Source organism: Salinigranum rubrum (assembly GCF_002906575.1).
Lineage (GTDB): Archaea > Halobacteriota > Halobacteria > Halobacteriales > Haloferacaceae > Salinigranum > Salinigranum rubrum.
Map to the genome: position 1 here is coordinate 1,141,341 of NZ_CP026309.1, position 20,884 is coordinate 1,162,224.

A 20,884-nucleotide genomic window follows, 5' to 3' on the forward strand; every position below is an offset into this window, starting at 1 on the left:
GCCCCATCAAAAGGCTTCTGAAAGGGGTATGTAAAAATGTGAGAAATATCTCCGAAACGGGCGACACAGCCGCGCTATGGCACGTCTAGACGTACCACGATTTCTAACCGACTCCCGCCATCGACGGCGCCGAACGAGGCGCTTTTCCCTCGTGCGGTGTCACGTGACGTATGGACGCCACCGCCACCGTCGTCTCGGTGCACGACGTCGGCTCCGACACCGTCGCCATCGAGTTCGAGACGCCCGCGGACTTCGCGGCGATGCCCGGTCAGTTCGTGAAACTCGCCGGCGAGGTCGACGGCGAGGAGTACGCCCGCTTCTACACGCTCTCTTCGCCCGACGTCGAGGATACCTTCGAGGTCACCGTCGGCGTCAGCGAGGAGGGCGGCCCCTTCTCGCACTACCTCGCCGCGCTCGAACCGGGCGACACGCTGGAGATGCAGGGGCCGTTCGGCTCCGACCACTACGAGGGCGAGTCGCGGGTCGTCGTCCTCGCCGGCGGCCCCGGCGTCGGCCCCGCCGTGGGCATCGGCGAACGCGCGCTCGCCGACGGTAACGACGTTGCGGTCGTCTACCTCGACGACGACCCCGCCCACGAGACGCGCCTGGAGGAACTCGCCGCCGTGGGCGCGACGGTCATCATGGACGACGCCGACGCCGACCTCGTGGTCCACCTCCGGGACGCGCTCCTCGGGAACGAGGCAGAGAGCGGGGACGAACAGGTGTTCGTCTACGGCTTCGCCGACTTCGTCGACCGGGCGACCGAGGCGCTCGACGAACTGGGGTACGACGGCGAGCCGAAGGTCGAGAACTTCGGCTGACCCGCCACGACTGACCGAGCGCGCCTCCACACCTGTTCTCTCCCTCGACCTCCTCGCGGCCGGCCTCGGCGCGTACGGCCCCGACCTCGCTCCGCTCTCGACCCCGACGGAACCGGTAGTCTGCATCGCGCGTCGGTGAGCCATCAGACTCGACCGGTCAGTCCCAGACGGTCACGACGGCCGCGAGGAGCGACCCGCAGAACCACCCGACCAGGCCGACGAGGCCGTGGAGCGTGCTCCCGGTGTCGCGCCCGCTCACCGCGCCGATGACCAGGTCCAAGACGAGGCCGCGGAACGCGCTCACCGACGAGAGCACGACCGCCAGCGGGAGGACGTCCGGCGAGAGACTGCCGGCCAGCCCCGCGACGACGCTCGCGTCGATGCCGACGAGGAACGTCACGGCGAGCGCGCCGGTCGACGACGTCCCCGCGGCGCTCACCTTCGGACCCGAATCCTTAATCATCGTCCCTCGGTAACTCCGTGCATGTACGACGAGGAGGACCTCGACGAGATCCGCGAGGCGCGCGAGTCGTGGGAAGCAGAGACGCGCGACCCCGTCATCGACCGCTTCGGCGAGCGGAAGGAGCGCTTCGCGACCGTCTCGAACCACGAGGTCGAGGACATCTACACCCCCGCCGATGTCGCCGATATCGACTACGACGAGGACCTCGGCTTCCCCGGCGAGTTCCCGTACACGCGCGGACCGTACGCGACGATGTACCGCGGGCGGACGTGGACGATGCGACAGTTCGCGGGCTTCGGGACCGCACAGGAGACGAACGAGCGCTTCCACTACCTCATCGAGCACGGCCAGACCGGCCTGTCGACGGCGTTCGACATGCCCTCGCTGATGGGGAAGGACTCCGACGACCCGCTCTCGGACGGGGAGGTAGGGAAAGAAGGCGTCGCCGTCGACACCCTCCGCGACATGGAGGTCCTCTTCGACGGCATCGACATCGCCGACGTGACGACTTCCTTCACCATCAACCCCTCCGCGCCGGTGATCTTCGCGATGTACGTCGCGCTCGCGGACCAGCGCGGGGTCCCGCGCGAGGAGATAGACGGCACCCTCCAGAACGACATGCTGAAGGAGTTCATCGCGCAGAAAGAGTGGGTCATCCCGCCGGAGCCCTCGCTGAAACTCGTCACCGACACGGTCGAGTTCGCGGCCGAGGAGACGCCGAAGTTCAGCCCCATCTCCATCTCGGGCTACCACATCCGCGAGGCCGGGTCGACGGCGGTTCAAGAACTCGCGTTCACGCTCGCCGACGGCTTCGCGTACGTCGAGGACGCGGTGGAGCGGGGGCTCGAGGTCGACGAGTTCGCGCCCCAACTCTCGTTTTTCTTCAACTCGCACAACTCCATCTTCGAGGAGGTGGCGAAGTTCAGAGCGGGACGGCGCATCTACGCCCGGGTGATGGAGGAGTGGTACGGAGCGTCGAGACCGGAGTCGAAGCGGATGAAGTTCCACACCCAGACGGCGGGGCAGTCGCTCACGGCCCAGCAGCCGCTGAACAACGTCGTCCGGGTGACCATCCAGGCGCTCGCGGGCGTCCTCGGCGGCACCCAGAGCCTCCACACCAACTCCTACGACGAGGCGCTCGCGCTGCCCGGCGAGGAGGCCGTCCGGGTCGCGCTGCGCACCCAGCAGATCATCGCCGAGGAGAGCGGCGCGGCGGACGTCATCGACCCGCTCGGCGGGTCGTTCTTCGTCGAGTCGCTCACCGACGAGGTCGAAGCGGAGACGATGGCCTACATCGAGGAGATCCGCGAGATGGGCGACGGCTCCGTCCGCGACGGGGTGTTGGAGGGCATCCAGCAGGGCTACTTCCACCGCGAGATTCAGGACGCCTCCTACGAGTACCAAGAACGCGTCGAGCAGGGCGAGGAGGTCGTCGTCGGCGTCAACAAGTACGCGATGGACGAGGACACCCGGCCGGACCTGCTGCACGTCTCCGAGGAGGTCCAAGAACGCCAGCTCTCGCGGCTCGACTCGGTCAAGGCCGAGCGCGACGACGAGGCCGTCGAGGAAGCCCTCGACGCCGTCCGCGAGGCCGTCGAGGCCGAGGAGAACGTGATGCCCGCGCTCGTCGACGCGGTGAAGGCGTACGCGACGATGGGCGAGATCATGCAGGTGTTCGAGGCGCAGTACGGCCAGTACCGCGAGACGGTCGGACTGGTCTGAGGGCGCGACTGTCGCGCCACCCCCCGCTGCACTGCCCGGTGTCGCTCGATTTCCGACCGTCAAGTCCTTGCGAGAATATCTCTCACACATCTCAACCGTTCGGCAAACAAATGGTTTATCATGGATGATTCGGAACCTCTCTAACGAGCTATGTCAGAAGGTGACGCGGAACTCGAGGCACGGTTGGCTGAGCAGGAGGAGTTCGAACCGCCGGAATCGTTCGTCGAGCAGGCGAACGTCTCCGACCCTGACATCTACGACGAGTTCGAAGCGGAGTGGCCCGACTGCTGGGAGGCGGCGGCCGAACTCCTCGACTGGTACGAGGGCTACGACCAGGTGCTGGACGACTCGAACCCCCCCTTCTACAAGTGGTTCACCGACGGGAAGCTGAACGTCTCGCACAACTGTCTGGACCGCCACCTCGACGAGCGCGGCGACGAGGCGGCCATCGAGTGGGTCGGCGAACCGGTCGAAGAGGAGAACATCACCTACACGTACGAGGAACTGCACCGCGAGGTCAACGAGTGTGCGGCGGCCCTCGAGGAGATGGGCGTCGGCGAGGGTGACGTCGTCACGATGTACATGCCGATGATTCCCGAACTGCCCATCGCCATGCTGGCGTGTGCGCGCATCGGTGCGCCGCACTCGGTGGTGTTCGCCGGGTTCTCGGCCGACGCGCTCGCCACCCGGATGAACTCCGCCGACTCGGAGTACCTCATCACCTGCGACGGGTACTACCGCCGTGGCGACCCGCTCGACCACCTGAAGAAGGCGAACGAGGGCCTCGGGGGCGTCGAGCACGACGTCGAAGGCGTCGTGGTCGCCGAGCGCCTGATGGACGGCGACGGGTTCGGTCACGACTACGCCGACAACCAACACGCCTACGCCGACCTCGTCGCCGAACAGGAGGGTGCCGAAGTCGCCCCCGTCGAGCGCGACGCCGAGGACATGCTCTTTCTCATGTACACCTCGGGGACGACGGGCAAGCCCAAGGGCGTGAAGCACACCACCGCCGGCTACCTCGCGTGGGCGACGTGGACCTCTCAGGCCGTGTTGGACATCAAGCCCGAGGACACGTACTTCTGCTCGGCTGACATCGGCTGGATCACCGGCCACTCGTACATCGTCTACGGCCCCCTCTCGCTCGGGACGACGACGATGATGTACGAGGGCACGCCCGACTACCCCGAGCGCGACCGCCTCTGGCAGATCATCGAGGACTACGAGGCGACGCAGTTGTACACCGCTCCGACGGCGATCCGCGCGTTCATGAAGTGGGGCAGCGAGTTCCCCGACCGGCACGACCTCTCCAGCCTTCGACTCCTGGGCACGGTCGGCGAGCCCATCAACCCCCGCGCGTGGAAGTGGTACTACCAGCACATCGGCGACGAGGCGTGTCCGGTCGTCGACACGTGGTGGCAGACCGAGACGGGCGGCATGATGATCACTGGACTGCCGGGAATCAAGAAGATGAAGCCCGGCAGTGCCGGCCCGCCGCTCCCCGGCCTCGACGTTCGCATCGTCGACACGAAGGGCGAACAGGTCGAGGCGGGGAGGGCCGGCTACCTCACGGTGCAGAAGCCGTGGCCGGGCATGCTGCGGACCCTGTACAAGAACGACGAGCGCTTCATCGAGGAGTACTGGCAGGAGTACTCCGACACTGACTCCAGCGACCCCGACGACTGGGTCTACTTCCCCGAGGACGGCGCGAAGATCGACGACGAGGGGTACATCACGGTCCTCGGGCGGGTGGACGACGTCCTCAACGTCTCCGGGCACCGGTTAGGAACGATGGAGATCGAGTCGGCCATCGTCGGTGTCGAGGGCGTCGCCGAGGCGGCCGTCGTCGGCGGCGACCACGAGATCAAGGGCGAGGCGGTGTACGCCTACGTCATCCTCGAAGACGGCTTCGAGGGCAGCGACGAGATGCGCGAGGAGATCATCGAGGGCGTCGAGGACGCCATCGGTCCCATCGCCCGGCCCGAACAGGTCGTCTTCACGCCCGAACTCCCGAAAACGAGGTCCGGAAAGATCATGCGTCGCCTCCTCGAACAGATCGCCAACGAGGAGGAACTGGGCGACACGACGACGCTGCGCAACCCCGAAATCGTCGAGGACATCCAGAAGCAGGTCCAAGACGACTGAGCGACTCGGGGCGACAGACTTCGGTTTTTGATTACTCTCCCGACCCGCGTCGGATGTCCGTCAGACGGCCGGACGCGACCGCGACAGTGCTCCCGCTCGGCGGTCCGTCTCCCGACGGTGTTTCACCGCTACTCCGCGTCGAGCCAGCCGCGCAGACAGGTCTCGTTACAGAGGTAGCGCTTTCCGGCGGGGAGGTACTCGGACTCCTCGGAGAGCGTCACGAGGAGGTGGCGCTCGTGGAGGTCCAGTACTGTGTCACAGTACGGACAGGTCGCGGTTTCGTCCGTCTCCATCGTCCAGCGGTGATGCTGTGCGACGCGGCCGACGACGAGTCCGGGCTCCGCCTGGGGTGTCAACCCGGTGTAATCTGAGAGTGCCATGCCCTCTCTTCGGCACCGGCTGATATGACATTTTCCTGGGTAGTTTGTGGTTGTCCCGTTGTGTCACGTGAGAGGTCCAACGGATAGCGAGCGGCGTAGAGCGCCGGTGCGACATTCCCCCTCATACCGAGACGGGACAACTGTCCCACGCGACGGACTCTGGCCACTCCACGGTCGGCCCGACGACGACGAAGTATAGGTTACCTTACGTGTTCGACTCCAGTACGCTTATTTCTCCCTGTGTAGAACGTGGCATACCGATGGTGTCTTCTCCCGACGTCCGGCCATCCGATTCGGATGTTCTCCTGCGGTACGAGGTGTCGGAGACGGAGTCACTGAGTGACGCCGTGTTGCGTGCCGCCGACGAACTCCTCGACGATTTCACGTCGGTTCGTCCGCTCTCTTCCATCGTCGACGTCGAAGCGGTCGATACGCTCTTCGAGCACCGCCGTGGCCGAGTCGACGACGACGACGCGCGCGTCATCGCCTTCGTCGCGTGGGACCTCTGGTTCGTCGTCACCGCGAGGGCCGTCGAGGTGTACGAGGCGGACACGCCGCTCGAGGACTAACGGCCGAACGCCCCGACGAGACGACGAGTCTCCCGCAATCTATTTCATGAACGTCCGTAAACGACCCTCGTATGGAGAAACCACTCCTCGTGACCGATTTTCTGGACCGGGCGCGGAGACACTACGCCGACCAGGAGGCGGTGTTGGCCACGACCGGCGAGCGGTACACCTACGCCGAACTCGGTGAGCGCGTCGACGGGTTCGCCGCCGCGCTCCAGGCACGTGGCGTCGAGAAGGGTGACCGGGTGGCCGTCTTGGACCCGAACACGCACTACCACCTGGAGGCGGCGTACGCCGCGTTCGAGTGCGGCGCCATCCACACGCCGCTGAACTACCGGTTGGTGCCGAGCGACTTCGAGTACATCCTCAACGACGCCGGCGTGAAGGCCATCTACGCCGACTACGACTACGCGGACAAGATCGAGCAGATCCGCGACGAGATCCCCACCGAACTGTTCGTCACGAACGACGCCGAGAAGGTCGACGGCGACTGGCTCTCGTTCGACGACCTCGTCGCCGCGGAGGGTGAACACGAGCGGCCCGAGATGCACGAGGACGAGGTCGTCACCATCAACTACACCTCGGGGACGACCGGCGACCCCAAGGGCGTCTGCCGCACCCACCGGACCGAGACGGTCCACGCGTATCTCGTCGGTCTGCACCAGGAGATCACGGACGCCGACGTCTACTACTGGACGCTTCCGATGTTCCACGTCAACGGCTGGGGGCACATCTACGCCGTCACGGGGATGGGCGCGCGACACGTCTGCACCCGCGGGGTCGATATCGAACACATCTTCGACTCGGTTCGAGACGAGGACGTCTCGTACCTCTGTGCCGCCCCGACGGTGCTGAAGCGACTGATCGACTACTACGAGGAGCACGACCCCCAGCCCACCGGTGCGAACCCCGTGCGCGTCGCCACGGCGGGTGCGGCCCCGCCCGAGGCGACCATCCGCGGTATCGAAGACGACATCGGCTGGTACCTGAAACACGTCTACGGTGCCACGGAGACGGGGCCGCTCATCACCACCTCCGACACGAAGCGCCTGTTCGACGCCGACTCGGACTCCCGGTTCGCGATCAAGAAGAAGCAGGGCATCGGCTACCTCGGTACCGAAGTGCGCGTCGTCGACGAGGACGGCAACGACGTTCCGAGGGACGGCACGACCATCGGCGAGATCGTCGTCCGCGGCAACCAGGTGATGGACGGCTACTGGGAGAAGCCCGAAGAGACCGAGGAGGCGTTCAACGACCGCGTCGAGGGCTACTACCACCTGGGCGACCTCGCCGCGATGGACGACCACGGGATGCTCATCATCCAGGACAGAAAGAAAGACATCATCATCTCCGGCGGGGAGAACATCTCCTCGATCGAACTCGAAGACACCCTGTTCGACCATCCCGAGGTGGATGACGTCGCGGTCATTCCCGCCCCCTCCGACGAGTGGGGCGAGGTCCCGAAGGCGTTCGTCGTCCCGAAGGGCGGCGACCCGAACGACCCCGGTACTTCGGAATCCGAACTCATCGAGTTCTGCCGCGAGCGCATCGCGACGTACAAGGTGCCGAAAGAGATCGAGTTCGTGAAGTCGCTCCCGAAGACGGCGACGGGGAAGATACAGAAGTACGAACTCCGCGAGCAGGAGTGGGAGGACGAAGAGCGGATGGTCGGCGAGGGGTAGCCGACCTACTCGTTCCGGCGGTCGACGAGTTCTCTCGCCCGGTCGATGAACCGCTTCGTGGCCGAACGCGTCGACTCCGCGGTGCCGTTCCGCATCCGGTCCGGGTCTTCGTCCTTCCCGTTCTCGTCGTCGCCGACGATTTCTGCAGCGTTCGCCGACTCTCCGTCGTCGCTGTCGGGGCCGTCGTCGGTCGTTTCGTGGTCATCCGAGTCGTTGGTGGCCTCTGTCTCACCGGTGGTCTCGACGGCTTCGGTGTCGTCAGAAACGCCCGTCGCTTCGGTCGTTTGGGTCTCGTCTAGGGCTTCGACGTCTTCGGCGCCGTCGGAGTCGTCCGGGGTTTCAGTGTCGCCAGCGGTCTCGGACTCGTCCGTGGATTCAGAACCGTCAGCGGTCTCGGTGTCGTCGGCCGTCCCCGTCGCGTCACTCGCGCGCTCCTCGTCGGGGACGTCGGTACCGTCCGCCGTTTCGGTCTCCTCGGTGGGTTCGAAGTCGGCGTGACCGGTCGTCTCCGACTCGTCGGCCGGCCTCTCCACATCGCCGGTGGCTTCGCTTTCGCTCCCCCCTCGACACCGCCCGGCCTCCCTTCGGTGTCGACGCCGCCGGCCGTGTCCGACTCGCCGATGGCTTCGCCGTCCGTCCCGTCTCTCGGGTCGTCGACGGGTTCGTCGCGTCCCACCCCTGTGGGCCCGTCCGTGCGGCCGTCGGGTTCCGCACTCGAAGCCTCCCCCGTGTCCGACCCCGGACCCGTCTGCGTCAGCGAGGGACCCTCGTCCGTCCCGCGCGCTGCTCTGTCCGTCCCGTCTCGCGTCGGTTCCGTCAGTCCGCCCGCGTGCCCGTTCGTCGTCCGAGAGACGACACTCGCGGCCCGTCTGTCCGACCTGTCCGTGTCGTCCCGTGGCTCGTTCGCGTCACCGCCCTCGTCCTCGTCTCCCTCGGTCGGTCTGTCGACGAACGCGAAGCCGCTTCCGTCCCGGTCGAAGCTTTCGGCGGAGAGAGTGCCCGCGCTCGGCGCGTCGAGGGCGTCGATACGCTCCCTGATACGGGCGCCGAGGTCGCGGTATCCTGCCGCCGCCCTGCTCTCGCTCTCGGCGACGACGACCGGCAGTCCGACGTCCTGTGCGTTGGGGACGGCGCTGTCCTCGGGGACGTGCCCCAGCAGGTCGACCGAGAGGAAGTCCGCGATGTGGTCGACGTCGGGCGACCGGCCGGTCCCGGACCTGACGAAGACGACGCCGGCGACGCTGCCGCCCACCTGGCGGGTGAGGTCGCGGGTCTTCATCGTGTCCCGGACGGACGCGACGCGCGGCGACGAGACCAGAATCGTCTCGTCCGCGAGCGCGAGCGGCAGGACGGTTTCGACGGTCACCCCGGCGCCCGTATCGAGGACCACGACGTCGTACGCGAACCGGAGCGTCGAGAGGATCTCTGACAGCCCTCCGACGTCGGCGTCTCCGTACCCCCGGAGCGAGGCGCCGCTCGGGACGACGTCGAAGGCACAGGGCGAGTCGTACGTGGCGTCGACCACGGTGGCGGTCCCCGCGAGAGCCTCGTGGAGCGTCGGGTCCTCCCCTTCGAGGCCGACGTCGATGTCGAGGAAGTCCCCGACGTTGGCCATCGCGAGGTCCACCTCGACGAGCACCACGTCGTATCCCTCCTCCGCCAGGACGGCGCTGAGGTTGATGCTGGTCGTGGTCTTTCCGACACCTCCCTTCGACCCCGCGACGGCGAACACCACGCCGTTGCTCATGTGCATGCGTATGTCTGGATATCCTGACGATGTGTATGTTTCTTCCCAAATATCAGAATTGGTTCTCATATCCGGTTCCAGGCTGTCGCGCTCGCCGGACCCAGTCGTCGCTCGTGTCCCGGTCGTCTCCGCGTTTCTCGGAAACGCCGACCCCCACTCGGCGATCGGTCAGTCGCTTCGGCGGTCGACGAGGTCGATCGCTCGGTCGATGAACTGCTTCGTGGCCGACCCCTTCGACTGCCACGAGTCGTCCGCCGTCGACTGCGACTCTGTCGTCTCGGTCGTCTCGGTCGTCCGCTGGTCGGTCGGCTCCTCCGGTTGCTCCGGTTCCGTCCCAGTCTCCTCCGGTTCTGGCTCCGGTTCGTGAGCGCCGTCGCCCTCGATGGATTCGAGCCGTGCCGCGATCTCGTCGTCGGTCGCCCCCGCTCCCCCTCCGACCGCGTCGTCGGTTACGTCTGCTCGCGTTCGGGCTGTGCCCGCTCGCCCGACGTACTCGACCGTCCGCCTCCCGGGAGTCGTGTCGTCGTCGCCCTCGTGTCGTCGCGACTCTCCCGTGGACTGGTCGGCTGCGGTCTCCGTCGCTTCTGCCTCGGACGCGACCTTCGTCGTGTCTCTCCCGGCCGAGGCCGTGTCCGCCTCGGTGGGTGTCGCTGTCGCGGTCGCCCCGTCGGATGGGGTCTCCCCCGCTTCGGTCGGTTCGGGGTCCCGGTCGTCTTCGGCTCCCCCTTCGACGAAACTGAACTCGCCCGCGTCGTCGCTCTCGTCGTCGGTCGAGAGCCGTACGTCCTCGTCCGTCTCGTCCTCCGTCTCCTCGCTCGTTCGGTTCTCCGCCTCGTCGCGCGCACGGGTAGCCTTGATCGTCCCGATGCGCTCGTGCACACGCGACCCGAGCGCCCGGTATGCCTTCGCCGCGTCGCTGTCCTCCCTCGCGACGACGACCGGTCGCCCGGTGTCCTGTGCGCTCGCGACGGCGCTGTCCTCGGGGACGTGTCCGAGCAGTTCGACCGAGAGGAAGTCCGCGATGCGGTCGACGCCGGGTGACCGCCCGCTCCCGGATTTGACGAAGACGACGCCGGCGGCGGTCCCCCCGACGTGTCGGACGAGATCGCGCGTCTTCTTCGTGTCCCGAACGGACGCGACGCGCGGTGAGGAGACGAGCACCGTCTCGTCCGCGAGCGAGAGCGGAAGAATCGTCTCGGTTCCCAGCCCCCCGCCGGTGTCGAGAATCACGACGTCGTAGGCGTCTCGGAGTTCGCGCACGACGTCGCCCGTCGCGTCGAGGTCGGCGTTCGCGAAGCCCTGCAGCGTCGTCCCGCTCGGGACCACGTCGAATCCCCCCGGGGCCTCGTAGGTGGCGTCGGCCAGGCTCGCGGCGTCGGCCAACACCTCGTGGAGGGTCGGGTCCCGACCGTGTTCGAGGCGTGCGTCGAGGTCGAGGAAGTCACAGACGTTCGCCATCGCCAGGTCGAGTTCGACGAGAGCGACGCTCCGCCCGTGCGTCGCCAAGACCGCGCTGAGGTTGATGCTGGTCGTGGTCTTCCCGACGCCCCCTTTGGCTCCTGCGATTGCGAGTACCGTTCCCCCCGCCATGCACTCCGGTCACCGTTCAGACATTTGTACGTTTCTCTCCGGCTATCGAAACTGATAGTTCAGACGAGAGGAGAGTTCAGTGAGCGGACGTGTTGGGTAGCGGCTCGGCGGGCGCTTAGAGGTACGCCGCGTCCCAGCGGGTCGCCTTGCTCCGGTTGCCGCACTGGCCACACTCGAGCCGTTCCATCGTGTCCATCACGACGCCGACGTTCCCACAGGAGCAGGCCCAGCCGTAGCGTTCCTCGCGGTCGGTGTCTAAGTAGATCGCGTGGAAGACGCCGCCCGACCCGCGGACGGTCTCGTCGTACGCGACGTACACCGTCCGCCCGTTGACGGTCCGCTCTTCGAGATCAGCGTCGTACTCGCGCGGGTCGGGGAACTTCACGTACACCCGTTCGGCGAACTCCTTCCCGCCGATGTTGATGGGCCGTTCGCCCGCGGCGGTGAAGCCGTGGTCGTCGTAGAAGCCCGTCCCCATCTCGTTGGCGACGAGTACGGTCCCTTCGAGTCGCTCGACGCTCGCGCCGAGGAGCTCGGCTTCGAGCGCCTCCAGCAGGGCCGCGCCGATCCCCTGCCCGCGGTGGTCGGGGGCGACGTGGAGCCAGTCGATCTCGCCGATGACTTCCCGACGGGAGACGACGTAGCTCTGGACGAAGCCGACGATGTCGCCCTCGGCTACGGCGACGACGAAGTGCGTGTCTTTGTCGGCGAGGTCGTCGGCGAGGTCGTCGGCGCCGTACCAGCGTTCGACGACCGAGTCGATGAGGTCGGCTTCCAGCGCGTGCCCGTACGATTCCGCGAGCGATTCGCGTGCCACACGTCGAATCTCTGCAACGTCGTCGGGAGTTGCCTGACGGATGTCCATATCTACTACTCTGTTCGATACGCCTTAACAATGTTACCCCGTCTCACGCACGGTTCTCGTCTCTCCCCGCGGCTCTCCCCCACCACGTGGATTGATTACGCCCGAGGGCGAGGTCACGGCCATGGCCGAGACGACGGCGCTGTGTTTCGACATGTACGGGACGCTGTGTGACACGTCGAGCGTCACCCGACGGCTCGGGGAGGTACTCGACCTCTCCGGGGTCCTCACCGACGCCGTCGACGAGACGTGGCGGCGAAAACAGCTCCAGTACTCGTATCAGGCGGCCCAGATGGACGCGTACGAGCCGTTCTGGGAGATTACGGGGAAGGCGCTCGACTACGCGCTCGCGGAGTACGACATCGAGCCGACGGACGGGGAGCGCCAGCGGGTCGTCGAGGCGTACGACCACCTCTCGCCGTACCCCGACGCCGCGGCGACGCTGGAGGAACTCGGCGACGCGGGGTACACGGTGACCGTCCTCTCGAACGGCAACCCGGCGATGCTCGAACGGCTGGCCGCGAACGCGGGGCTCGAACCCTACCTCGACGACATCATCAGCGCCGACGAGGTGAAGACGTTCAAGCCCGACCCGGTGGTGTACGAGAACGCCGCGTCTCGCGTGGGTTCAGATATCGAAGCGTGCCGACTCGTCTCGGCGAACGCGTGGGACGCTGCCGGCGCGGGAAGCGCGGGGATGGGTGTCGCGTGGGTCAACCGCCGGCGTGACCCCCCGGAGGCCATCGGACCGACCCCCACGACCGTCGTCGACTCCCTCTCCCGGCTCCCTGACGTACTCGCAAGCGAGTGAATCGTTCGCTCGAACCGGCCTCGTAGCGGCAAGAACATCTGATTGTCAGTTATACACATTAATATTTTTCGGCTGGAACACCTCGCTGTGTTTCCACAACAATTATTAACAAATCCTTCTGGGAGTAAGTATGGCACGGGATAACACCTCGCCGAATCGCCGAGACGTCTTGAAAGCAGCTGGTGCCGCCGGTGTGGCCGGACTGGCCGGGCTGGCTGGCTGCAGTGGTGGCGGAAGCTCCGGTGGTGGCGGTGGAGACGGCGGTTCCGGCGGTGGCGGTGGGGACGGCGGCTCCGGTGATGGCGGTGGAGACGGCGGCTCCGGTGGTGGCGGTGGGGACGGCGGCTCCGGAGAGGACTATCCGGAACTCGGGAACTATCCGGTCGAGGGCGACGAGGTCGTCTTCGGCTTCAACGTCCCGCAGTCGGGCTCGTACTCGCAGGAGGGTGCGGACGAACTGCGGGCGTACAACCTGGCGGTCACACATCTGAACAACGGGGGGGGCTGGGTCGACGAGTGGGACGACCTCTCGGGCGACGGCGTCCTCGGAAAGACGGTCACCTCCGTGGAGGGCGACACGGCGACTGACCCCGACACGGCCCGACAGTCCGCCTCGCGGATGATCAGTCGTGACAACGCTATCATGGTGACCGGCGGCTCCTCGTCGGGCGTCGCCATCGCGGTGCAGAAGCTGTGTCAGGAAGAGCGGGTCATGTTCATGTGCTGTCTGACGCACTCGAACGACACCACGGGGCCGGAGTGTGTCCGCTACAGCTTCCGTGAGATGTTCAACGCCTACATGACGGGGCAGGCGCTCGCGCCCGTCCTCGCCGAGGAGTACGGCGAGAACCTCAGCTTCTACCAGCTGTACGCCGACTACTCGTGGGGACAGACCCAGCAGGAGTCGATGAACCAGTTCTTCACCGAGGTCGGTGGCTGGGAACAGATCGAATCCGTCCCGACGCCGCTCGGGACCTCCGACTACTCGTCGTACCTCTCGGACGTTCCGAGCGACGCGGACGTGCTCGTCCTGAACCACTACGGGCTGGACGCGGCGAACTCCCTCCCGCAGGCCATCAACCAGGGCCTCGCCGAGGACATGGAGATCGTCGTCCCGCTGTACAACCGCCTGATGGCCGAGGCCGCGAGCGACTCCATCGAGGGCATCTTCGGGACCGCCGACTGGTCGTGGCAGCTCGAAGACAGCGCCTCCCAGACGTTCACCGAGGCGTTCCAGAGCGAGTACGACAAGGTGCCGTCGTACGCCGCCCGGCTGGCGTACACTCAGACGATGCAGTACGCCGCGGCCTGCGAGCGCGCGGGGACGTTCTACCCGCCCGAGGTCATCCGCGCCATGGAGGACTACGACTTCAGCGGCGCCGGCCTCGGCGAGGAGACGATGCGCGGCTGCGACCACCAGGCACAGCGCGACGTGCTGGTCATGCGCGGGCTCGCGCCGGGCGACCAGACCGAGAGCCGCCTGCTCGAAATCGTCAACCAGACCGGTCGGGACCAGCTCGGCTACGCCTGTGACGCGGGTCCGGCGGCCGAGTGTGAACTCGGCGAGTACGGCGACGAGTAACCCATCCCCCGACTTCCTTCGTCGTCCCACAGACGGAGCGTGCACGTCAATGTCAACACCGACAAATACTAACGAGTACCATAGAAACGGAAATCCGTACGAACAATCATGAGTCTCCTGTCGCAAGCAGTAACGATACTCCTCAACGGACTCCAGCAGGGCGCGATATTCGCGTTGCTGGGGATCGGACTGACTATTATCCTGGGCACGATGCGGTTCCTCAACCTCGCTCACGGGGCGCTCTACCTCGTCGGGGCGTACATCGGAATGTTCGTCGTCCGGGAGACGACACTCACCAACGGGGTGTTGCAAAGCATCGGTATCACGAACTACGGTGTGGGGCTGGGCTTTCTCGCGGCGCTCATCCTCGTCCCGATCATCGGCGTGGCCGTCGGCGCGTTCATGGAGCGGTTCGTCGCGGAACCGTTCTACGACCGCCCCGAGACCGATCAGTTGCTCGTGACGTTCGGGCTCGCGCTCGTGGTCGAAGAGCTCATCAAACAGGTCGTCGGCGGGAACACCTTCCAGCCCATCCCGCCCCAGACCATCTTCGGCATCCAGATGTCGGGCCCGGTGACCCTCCCCATCGTCGGCGGCTTCCCCCGGTGGCGGCTCTACCTCGTGCTCCTGGCCGGCATCGTGATCGTCCTGACGTTCCTCATCATCGAGCGGACGGACTTCGGGCTGGTCGTGCAGGCGGGGACGCGTGACTCCGAGATGGTCCGACTCCTCGGCATCCCGATCAACCGGTCGTACACGCTCGTGTTCGCGGTCGGGGCCTCGCTGGCGGCCTTCGCCGGCCTGGTCGGCGCGTCCATCCAGACTATCAGCCCACAGATCGGGACCCAACAGGCGCTCATCCCGGCCTTCCTCACCATCGTCGTCGGCGGGGCGGGGTCGGTCGTCGGCGCCATCGCGGGCGGGATGGTGCTCGGCCTCATCGTCGCCGCGTTCCAGCAGACGTTCTCGCAGTGGGCGTTCATCATGATGTACCTCTTCGTCGCGCTCGTCCTGGTGTTCAAGCCCGAGGGCCTCTTCGGCGGCGTGGAGGTGGGTGAATGAGCCGCGAGACCGACCCCGAGAGCGACGGCGGAGCGGTCGTCGACGAGACGACCGACTCTCGCTCCGAGGACGGCTTCCTCGAGCGGATGTCCGAGAGCGACACGATGTCGCTCGTCGGTTTCGCCGCGATGATTCTCGTCTTCCCGCTCCTCTTGGTGAACGGCCTCGGCATCGTCGGCGACATCATCGACCTGCGCATCGGTGGGTACGTCGGCTTACCGGACCTGGTTCTCATCTTCGGCATCGCGGTCATCGGCTTCAACCTCCTCTTGGGCTACACCGAACTGCTGTCGTTCGGCCACGCCGCGTTCTTCGGGTCGGCCGCCTACGCCGCGGCGCTGTTCAGCGGCGTCGTCGACAGCCCCATCCTGATGGTCGGCGTCGGCACGCTCGTCGCCATCGTCATCGCCTGGCCCATCGGCTTCGTCTCTATCCGCCGCAGCGGGGTGTACTTCGCCGTCCTCACCCTGACGTTCGGGCAGATGCTGTACTTCTACGCGCTCGGGCCCGGGTCGTGGCTCACCAACGGCGACAACGGCTACTCCGACATCTCGGTCGGACACCTGCTGACGGTGTTCGAACTGGACGAGGCTATCGTCGGCCTCGACCTGTTCGAGGCGTACACGTGGCAGTACGTGTTCGTCGCGCTCTGTGCGATATTCGCGCTCTGGTTCGGGTACCGCATCATCAACTCGCCGTACGGTCTCATCTTCAAGGCGCTCGGCGAGAACGAGGAGCGCGTCTCGTTCGTCGGGCTCAACGTCTTCCGGTACAAGCACATGGCCTTCATCATCTCCGCGGGCTACGCCGGCGCCGCGGGCGCGCTGTTCGTCATCCACGAGACGTACATCCACCCGACGACCGGCCTCTTCTGGATCACCTCCGGGGACTTCGTCATCATGACCGTTCTCGGTGGCACGGGCTCGCTCATCGGGCCGGTGTTCGGGGCACTCATCTTCGAGTACGTCTCGAACGTCATCTCGGGCGTATCGTTGCCCGTCATCGGCTCCATCGGCTCGCTGTGGCGTATCGTCCTCGGCGCGGTGTTCGTCGCCGTCGTCTGGGTGTTCCCGCAGGGCGTCTGGGGCGCCATCTGGGACGGCATCCGGTGGGTGACGAACCTCGGCGGCGGCGGCAGCAGCAGCGGGGGTGAGGACCGATGAGCCTCCTCGAAACCCGGGACCTCCGGAAGCAGTTCGGCGGCCTGACCGCCGTCGACGACGTCACCTTCCAGGTCGACCGCGGGGAGACGCGCGCCGTCATCGGCCCCAACGGAGCCGGCAAGTCGACGCTCATCAACTGCATCACGGGGATGCTCAAGCCGACGGCGGGGTCGGTCCACTTCGACGACCAGGACATCACCGGGATGGAGCCCCACGTCGCGGTCCAGACGGGCATCTCGAAGTCGTTCCAGACGGCTTCGATCTTCCCGAACATGACGGTCAAGGAGAACGTCGAGATCGCCGCACTGGCGGCCGAGCACGGCTCCTTCCAGCTCAACTTCTTCCGTGACCGGGGCTCGTTCGAGGGGGTCCACCGCATCTCCGAGCGGATGCTCGACGCGGTCGGTCTCCTCAAACACCGCGACCAGACCGCCGGAAGCCTCCCGTACGGGGACAAGCGCCGGCTCGAAATCGCCATCGCGCTCGCCTCGGAGCCCGAGATGCTGTTCATGGACGAACCGACCGCGGGGATGTCCCCCGAGGAGACCAACTCGACGGTCGACCTCATCGAGGAACTCCAAGACGACCTCGGGCTCACGATTCTCATCGTCGAACACGACATGGAGATCATCTTCCGCATCGCGGACCGCATCCTCGTGTTGAACCGGGGACGAGTCATCGCCGACGGCACGCCCGAAGAGGTGCGTGACAACGAGGACGTCCAAGAGGCGTACCTGGGAGGTGTCGAACTGTGAGCGCCGATGGGTCGCTCCTCCGCCTGGAGAACGTCGACTCGTACTACGGGCAGAGCCACATCCTCCGCGACATCTCGATGGAGGTCAACGAGGGCGAGATCTGTGCGCTCCTGGGACGTAACGGGGCGGGTAAGACCACCACGCTCCGCTCCATCGCCGGGGCGCGGCCCCCGGACATCCGGAGCGGTCGCGTCCTCTTCGAGGGGAAGGACGTCACCGGGGAGACGACGGAGAACATCTCCTCGGGCGGTATCGCGCTCGTCCCCGAGGAGCGACGCGTCTTCCCGAACCTCTCGGTCGAGGAGAACCTCCACCTCCCGGACGTCGCGCGGAACTGGTCGAACACGTTCGGCCGGAACGTCCAGATATCCGAGAGCGGCCTGACGAACGAGGAGATTTACGAGGACTTCCCCCGTCTCGACGAGCGCCGCACGCAGAAGGCGGGGACGCTCTCGGGCGGCGAGCAACAGATGCTCGCCATCGCGCGCGCGCTCAAGCAGGGCGCGGACCTCCTCATGCTCGACGAGCCCTACGAGGGGCTCGCCCCGCAGATCATCAAGAGCGTCGAGAACGCCATCGAGCGCATCCGCGACAGCGGAAAGACCATCCTCCTCGTCGAGCAGAACGCCGTCGCCGCCATCAACATCGCCGACCGCGCGTACGTCATCGATCAGGGCCAGGTCGTCTTCGACGGGACCGCCGAGGAACTCCGCGACGACGAGGAGACCCGACAGCGGTACCTGGGGGTGTGACGATGGGCGCACCGAACGCGAACGTCGACGTCGACCCCGAGGCCGCGCTCGACCGCCTCGTCGAGGAGGGCGTCGTCGAAGAGGCCGACGACGGGACGCTCACGACCACGGAGGCGTACGAGCAGACGCGCGTCGTCTACCACGACACCTACGGCACCGCGGACGAGCAGACGGTCGTGCGGGCGCTCTCGGAGATGTTCGACGTCGACCGCGAGACGGTCGCCGCGTACGTCGACGAACACGACGTGGGGCCCGAGGACCTCGTCGCATACCTGTCGCTGCAGTCGTTCCTCGACCCGGTGCCGAACCGAGGAACGCTCGCGGCGATGGCCGCCATCGCCGTCGAAATCGACCCGGGTTCGCCGGTCCCCGGCCAACTCGACGAACTCGACGACGAGAGCTACGAGGCGTTCCTGTCCGAGCACCCCGACGCCGTGTTGATGATCTGGAAGACGGGCTGTCACCCCTGTGACGCGATGAAAGCGGACCTCGATGCGATCATCGAACGCGTCCCCGACGGCGTCGCGGTCGCCGGCCTCGACGGCGAGTCCGTTCCTTCGTTCCGACTCGCGTACGGCGTCGACTCCGCGCCGGCCGTCCTCGCGTTCAGGGAGGGCGAACTCGTCGAGTCGCTCACGGGTCAGCGGTCGCCCGTCGCACTCGAACGGTTCTTCTCGGTCGCGTACGGCGTCGACGACGTCGACCCCGTGAGCGCGGTCGAGGATGAACTCGACCTCGACGGCGACGCCCTCGCGCTCGGCGCGGACGCCGACGCCGGGGACGACGTCGGTGACGGAGACGACGTTAACGGACGCGACGGAGGCGACGCGGGCGGCGAGTAACGGACCTCTTCTCCTCCGTTTCTTCTCACCTCTCTTTGGCTCTTCGTCGGCGGTCGACGACACCGCACGTAGCGGCGGCTTCCGACGCGATTCGGCCGGAAACAGCCGAGACCGGGTTCAGAAACAGTCGAGACCGGGTTCAGTTGCTCTCGGGCACGCCCGTGACCATCACGGGTCGGCCCGCGTTGAGGATGACCGTCTGGGTGACGCTCCCGAACAGGGCCTTCCCGGCCGGCGAGCGCTTGCGTCCGCCGATGACGATGAGGTCCGCGTCGGCCTCGTCGCCGGCGTCGACGATGGCCTCGGCGGGGTCGCCGCTCGATTCCGTGACCTCGTACTCGATGCCCGCCTCGTCGAGGACGTCGCCGGCCGCTCGAACGGGGGCCAACTGCGTCGCCGAGGCACCACTGGGGTTGTCGGTGAAGCTGTGGATGAGCGTGACGCGCTTCTCCGACCCCTCGCCCGGCATCCCGGCCACCTCCTCGGCGCAGAGCTTCGCGTGCTCCTCGTCCTCGTCGATCCCGATAATGACGTGGTACATGCGTTCACACCTCCGACGGCGGCGGCTTAGTCCTTTGGGGAATCGGTCGACAGCCCCGTTTCGCCGTCGTTCGCCTCCTCGCCCGTCCCGCCGTCCCGGTTGTCCGTCTCGATGTCGTCCCGGTCGTCCGACTCGATGTCGTCCCGACCCACCGCGTCGACGTCGTCGACGAACGTCGAGACGGCGACGACGAAAAGCAGCGGGACGCCGAGGACGACGGCGGTGGTCACGCCGCCGTAGAGCCCGAACCCGAGCGCCGTGGGTGGGAGTTCGAAGAGGAAGAAGAGCGCCGGCGGCGCGGGGTCGTCGACGGCGACGGTGAACAGCACGCCCATGAGCGCCGCTATCCCCACGAGGAGGCAGTAGAGGACGACGACGAACCGTCGGCCGCCGAACCCGCGGCCGCCGTCGGCAGTCGACTCGGCGGTCGTCACAGGCGTGGGTCGGGACGGCGGCCGATTAGCCCTTTCGACCTGTCCTCACCCGGGACCGATTGACCTTTACTCCCCGCAGCCAACCTATAAGTATGTCGGACAAGGACCTCCTCGCGCTCGTCCTCGGCGGGGTCGCACTCTTGATGTTCGCGACGGGGATCATCCTCGCGGTCTGAGCGTTCGAACGCGGACGCGGGTGACTCACGCCGTGGCCTCGGCGTCACGCTCGATTCGTCTCAGCACCCGACCAAGGATGTACCCGACGAACGGACGCACGAGGCGCCAGTACACCCCGAACTGCCACGCCGCGACCGGGTCGGTCCCCGCCGTCCGCACCTCGTACGTGAGCAACGTCCTCCCCTCGCCGTACGGGTGAAACGAGAGCCCGGCGACGATTTTCGCGTAGCCCGGGCGGTCGAACCCGCGGAACTGCTCGTCCGCGAGTTCGACCCACTCGATGTCCGGTCGCCAGACCGTCCCGACGGCGCCGAACACGAACTCCTCGCCAGCGACGCCGTCGAGACGGATCCAGGTGCCGCTGGTCGGGAGGTCCCCGAACGTGAACGACTCCGGGTCGGGTGCGGTGGTGCCGCGGAGCCACGCGAGCACGCGCGTCGGCAGCGCACGCAACGCGCCGAGCAACCCGACGACGGGACCGAGTCGGGTGAGGTCGGCCGCCAGCGCCGCGGCGTACGTCTCGTCGGGCGGCGCGCCGACGACGACGTGGCGACGGCTCACGGCGTCGTACGTCGGGAGGTAGCGGTCGAGACGGAACGGTTCGGGGTCGGAGGTGGTCGTGGTCGGAGCCGTCGACTTCCCGACGGACCGGTCTGAAGGTGTCGTACGCATGCGTTCTCACCACCTGTACGGACGCGAGCCGACGCGAAGTAGCCCGCGAGTGGTTCTCACGGGTCGGGAGTCGTGACTTCTCGGGTGTGAACACGCGGATGGAGAGAACCGT

Annotated in this window: 20 protein-coding genes; 12 read left to right on the forward strand and 8 right to left on the reverse strand. The window is 66.7% G+C overall.

Annotation, left to right across the window (positions count from 1 at the left end):
• The first annotated feature begins 170 nt into the window (after positions 1 to 170).
• Complete coding sequence (locus C2R22_RS05480; protein WP_103424864.1) at positions 171 to 821, forward strand: FAD-dependent oxidoreductase; 651 nt, start codon at positions 171 to 173, stop codon at positions 819 to 821.
• A gap of 157 nt (positions 822 to 978) precedes the next feature.
• Here the strand turns inward: C2R22_RS05480 and C2R22_RS05485 are convergent, their stop codons facing one another.
• The gene (locus C2R22_RS05485) at positions 979 to 1,284 is read right to left on the reverse strand and encodes a hypothetical protein (protein WP_103424865.1); all 306 of its coding nucleotides are present in this window, start codon (positions 1,282 to 1,284) and stop codon (positions 979 to 981) included.
• Between the two features lie 21 nt (positions 1,285 to 1,305).
• On the opposite strand from C2R22_RS05485, the gene C2R22_RS05490 reads away from it, so the two are divergent.
• Both C2R22_RS05490 and acs read left to right on the forward strand, forming a co-directional pair.
• Complete coding sequence (locus tag C2R22_RS05490; protein WP_103424866.1) at positions 1,306 to 3,006, forward strand: acyl-CoA mutase large subunit family protein; 1,701 nt, start codon at positions 1,306 to 1,308, stop codon at positions 3,004 to 3,006.
• Positions 3,007 to 3,156: 150 nt separating this feature from the next.
• The gene (gene acs / locus C2R22_RS05495; RefSeq protein ID WP_103424867.1) at positions 3,157 to 5,151 is read left to right on the forward strand and encodes an acetate--CoA ligase; all 1,995 of its coding nucleotides are present in this window, start codon (positions 3,157 to 3,159) and stop codon (positions 5,149 to 5,151) included.
• 128 nt (positions 5,152 to 5,279) lie between these two features.
• Here acs and C2R22_RS05500 read toward each other — a convergent pair whose 3' ends face one another.
• Positions 5,280 to 5,531: a hypothetical protein gene (locus C2R22_RS05500; RefSeq protein ID WP_103424868.1), complete on the reverse strand. Its 252-nt coding sequence runs from the start codon at positions 5,529 to 5,531 to the stop codon at positions 5,280 to 5,282.
• A gap of 260 nt (positions 5,532 to 5,791) precedes the next feature.
• On the opposite strand from C2R22_RS05500, the gene C2R22_RS05505 reads away from it, so the two are divergent.
• Positions 5,792 to 6,100, forward strand: a complete 309-nt coding sequence (locus C2R22_RS05505; RefSeq protein WP_103424869.1) for a HalOD1 output domain-containing protein — start codon at positions 5,792 to 5,794, stop codon at positions 6,098 to 6,100.
• Positions 6,101 to 6,171: 71 nt separating this feature from the next.
• Positions 6,172 to 7,782, forward strand: a complete 1,611-nt coding sequence (locus C2R22_RS05510) for a long-chain-fatty-acid--CoA ligase (RefSeq protein ID WP_103424870.1) — start codon at positions 6,172 to 6,174, stop codon at positions 7,780 to 7,782.
• A 295-nt stretch (positions 7,783 to 8,077) separates the two neighbouring features.
• On the opposite strand, the gene C2R22_RS05515 is transcribed toward C2R22_RS05510, so the two are convergent.
• The 3 genes from C2R22_RS05515 to C2R22_RS05525 form a co-directional block, all read right to left on the reverse strand.
• The gene (locus tag C2R22_RS05515; RefSeq protein ID WP_162562387.1) at positions 8,078 to 9,535 is read right to left on the reverse strand and encodes an AAA family ATPase; all 1,458 of its coding nucleotides are present in this window, start codon (positions 9,533 to 9,535) and stop codon (positions 8,078 to 8,080) included.
• A gap of 162 nt (positions 9,536 to 9,697) precedes the next feature.
• Complete coding sequence (locus C2R22_RS05520) at positions 9,698 to 11,119, reverse strand: P-loop NTPase (protein ID WP_103424872.1); 1,422 nt, start codon at positions 11,117 to 11,119, stop codon at positions 9,698 to 9,700.
• A 115-nt stretch (positions 11,120 to 11,234) separates the two neighbouring features.
• The gene (locus C2R22_RS05525) at positions 11,235 to 11,984 is read right to left on the reverse strand and encodes a GNAT family N-acetyltransferase (RefSeq protein ID WP_103424873.1); all 750 of its coding nucleotides are present in this window, start codon (positions 11,982 to 11,984) and stop codon (positions 11,235 to 11,237) included.
• Positions 11,985 to 12,105: 121 nt separating this feature from the next.
• Between C2R22_RS05525 and C2R22_RS05530 the strand changes: the two genes are divergently transcribed.
• The 7 genes from C2R22_RS05530 (at position 12,106) to C2R22_RS05560 (ending at position 18,948) form a co-directional block, all read left to right on the forward strand.
• Positions 12,106 to 12,792, forward strand: a complete 687-nt coding sequence (locus tag C2R22_RS05530; RefSeq protein ID WP_103424874.1) for a haloacid dehalogenase type II — start codon at positions 12,106 to 12,108, stop codon at positions 12,790 to 12,792.
• A 130-nt stretch (positions 12,793 to 12,922) separates the two neighbouring features.
• On the forward strand, positions 12,923 to 14,374 hold the full coding sequence (locus tag C2R22_RS05535; protein ID WP_103424875.1) for a substrate-binding protein: 1,452 nt from the start codon (positions 12,923 to 12,925) through the stop codon (positions 14,372 to 14,374).
• Between the two features lie 108 nt (positions 14,375 to 14,482).
• Positions 14,483 to 15,436: a branched-chain amino acid ABC transporter permease gene (locus tag C2R22_RS05540; protein ID WP_103424876.1), complete on the forward strand. Its 954-nt coding sequence runs from the start codon at positions 14,483 to 14,485 to the stop codon at positions 15,434 to 15,436.
• Entirely contained in the window at positions 15,433 to 16,599 is a 1,167-nt protein-coding gene (locus tag C2R22_RS05545) for a branched-chain amino acid ABC transporter permease (RefSeq protein WP_103424877.1), read from the forward strand. The genes C2R22_RS05540 and C2R22_RS05545 overlap by 4 nt, the downstream gene beginning before the upstream one ends.
• The gene (locus C2R22_RS05550) at positions 16,596 to 17,354 is read left to right on the forward strand and encodes an ABC transporter ATP-binding protein (RefSeq protein ID WP_103424878.1); all 759 of its coding nucleotides are present in this window, start codon (positions 16,596 to 16,598) and stop codon (positions 17,352 to 17,354) included. Before C2R22_RS05545 ends, C2R22_RS05550 begins: the two co-directional genes overlap by 4 nt.
• A complete protein-coding gene (locus C2R22_RS05555) occupies positions 17,351 to 18,106 on the forward strand; it encodes an ABC transporter ATP-binding protein (RefSeq protein WP_245902893.1) in 756 nt (251 codons plus the stop codon). The genes C2R22_RS05550 and C2R22_RS05555 overlap by 4 nt, the downstream gene beginning before the upstream one ends.
• A 2-nt stretch (positions 18,107 to 18,108) precedes the next feature.
• Positions 18,109 to 18,948: a thioredoxin family protein gene (locus C2R22_RS05560; RefSeq protein ID WP_103424879.1), complete on the forward strand. Its 840-nt coding sequence runs from the start codon at positions 18,109 to 18,111 to the stop codon at positions 18,946 to 18,948.
• Between the two features lie 139 nt (positions 18,949 to 19,087).
• Here the strand turns inward: C2R22_RS05560 and C2R22_RS05565 are convergent, their stop codons facing one another.
• From C2R22_RS05565 to C2R22_RS05575, 3 genes are all read right to left on the reverse strand, one after another.
• Complete coding sequence (locus tag C2R22_RS05565; protein WP_103424880.1) at positions 19,088 to 19,489, reverse strand: universal stress protein; 402 nt, start codon at positions 19,487 to 19,489, stop codon at positions 19,088 to 19,090.
• A 26-nt stretch (positions 19,490 to 19,515) separates the two neighbouring features.
• Positions 19,516 to 19,923: a DUF7520 family protein gene (locus tag C2R22_RS05570; RefSeq protein WP_216824795.1), complete on the reverse strand. Its 408-nt coding sequence runs from the start codon at positions 19,921 to 19,923 to the stop codon at positions 19,516 to 19,518.
• 201 nt (positions 19,924 to 20,124) lie between these two features.
• Positions 20,125 to 20,772 carry a hypothetical protein gene (locus C2R22_RS05575; RefSeq protein ID WP_216824796.1) on the reverse strand — a complete coding sequence of 216 codons (648 nt, stop codon included), beginning with the start codon at positions 20,770 to 20,772 and terminating at the stop codon, positions 20,125 to 20,127.
• Between the last annotated feature and the right edge of the window lie 112 nt (positions 20,773 to 20,884).

Excerpts from the sequence above, each read along its gene's own strand:
- C2R22_RS05490 (WP_103424866.1), top strand. The coding sequence starts at position 1,306 with ATGTACGACGAGGAGGACCTCGACGAGATCCGCGAGGCGCGCGAGTCG.
- C2R22_RS05520 (WP_103424872.1), bottom strand. The coding sequence starts at position 11,119 with ATGGCGGGGGGAACGGTACTCGCAATCGCAGGAGCCAAAGGGGGCGTC.
- C2R22_RS05575 (WP_216824796.1), bottom strand. The coding sequence starts at position 20,772 with ATGCGTACGACACCTTCAGACCGGTCCGTCGGGAAGTCGACGGCTCCG.
- acs (WP_103424867.1), top strand. The coding sequence starts at position 3,157 with ATGTCAGAAGGTGACGCGGAACTCGAGGCACGGTTGGCTGAGCAGGAG.
- C2R22_RS05530 (WP_103424874.1), top strand. The coding sequence starts at position 12,106 with ATGGCCGAGACGACGGCGCTGTGTTTCGACATGTACGGGACGCTGTGT.
- C2R22_RS05485 (WP_103424865.1), bottom strand. The coding sequence starts at position 1,284 with ATGATTAAGGATTCGGGTCCGAAGGTGAGCGCCGCGGGGACGTCGTCG.
- C2R22_RS05540 (WP_103424876.1), top strand. The coding sequence starts at position 14,483 with ATGAGTCTCCTGTCGCAAGCAGTAACGATACTCCTCAACGGACTCCAG.
- C2R22_RS05545 (WP_103424877.1), top strand. The coding sequence starts at position 15,433 with ATGAGCCGCGAGACCGACCCCGAGAGCGACGGCGGAGCGGTCGTCGAC.
- C2R22_RS05560 (WP_103424879.1), top strand. The coding sequence starts at position 18,109 with ATGGGCGCACCGAACGCGAACGTCGACGTCGACCCCGAGGCCGCGCTC.
- C2R22_RS05500 (WP_103424868.1), bottom strand. The coding sequence starts at position 5,531 with ATGGCACTCTCAGATTACACCGGGTTGACACCCCAGGCGGAGCCCGGA.
- C2R22_RS05550 (WP_103424878.1), top strand. The coding sequence starts at position 16,596 with ATGAGCCTCCTCGAAACCCGGGACCTCCGGAAGCAGTTCGGCGGCCTG.
- C2R22_RS05525 (WP_103424873.1), bottom strand. The coding sequence starts at position 11,984 with ATGGACATCCGTCAGGCAACTCCCGACGACGTTGCAGAGATTCGACGT.
- C2R22_RS05535 (WP_103424875.1), top strand. The coding sequence starts at position 12,923 with ATGGCACGGGATAACACCTCGCCGAATCGCCGAGACGTCTTGAAAGCA.
- C2R22_RS05515 (WP_162562387.1), bottom strand. The coding sequence starts at position 9,535 with ATGCACATGAGCAACGGCGTGGTGTTCGCCGTCGCGGGGTCGAAGGGA.
- C2R22_RS05565 (WP_103424880.1), bottom strand. The coding sequence starts at position 19,489 with ATGTACCACGTCATTATCGGGATCGACGAGGACGAGGAGCACGCGAAG.
- C2R22_RS05505 (WP_103424869.1), top strand. The coding sequence starts at position 5,792 with ATGGTGTCTTCTCCCGACGTCCGGCCATCCGATTCGGATGTTCTCCTG.
- C2R22_RS05510 (WP_103424870.1), top strand. The coding sequence starts at position 6,172 with ATGGAGAAACCACTCCTCGTGACCGATTTTCTGGACCGGGCGCGGAGA.
- C2R22_RS05480 (WP_103424864.1), top strand. The coding sequence starts at position 171 with ATGGACGCCACCGCCACCGTCGTCTCGGTGCACGACGTCGGCTCCGAC.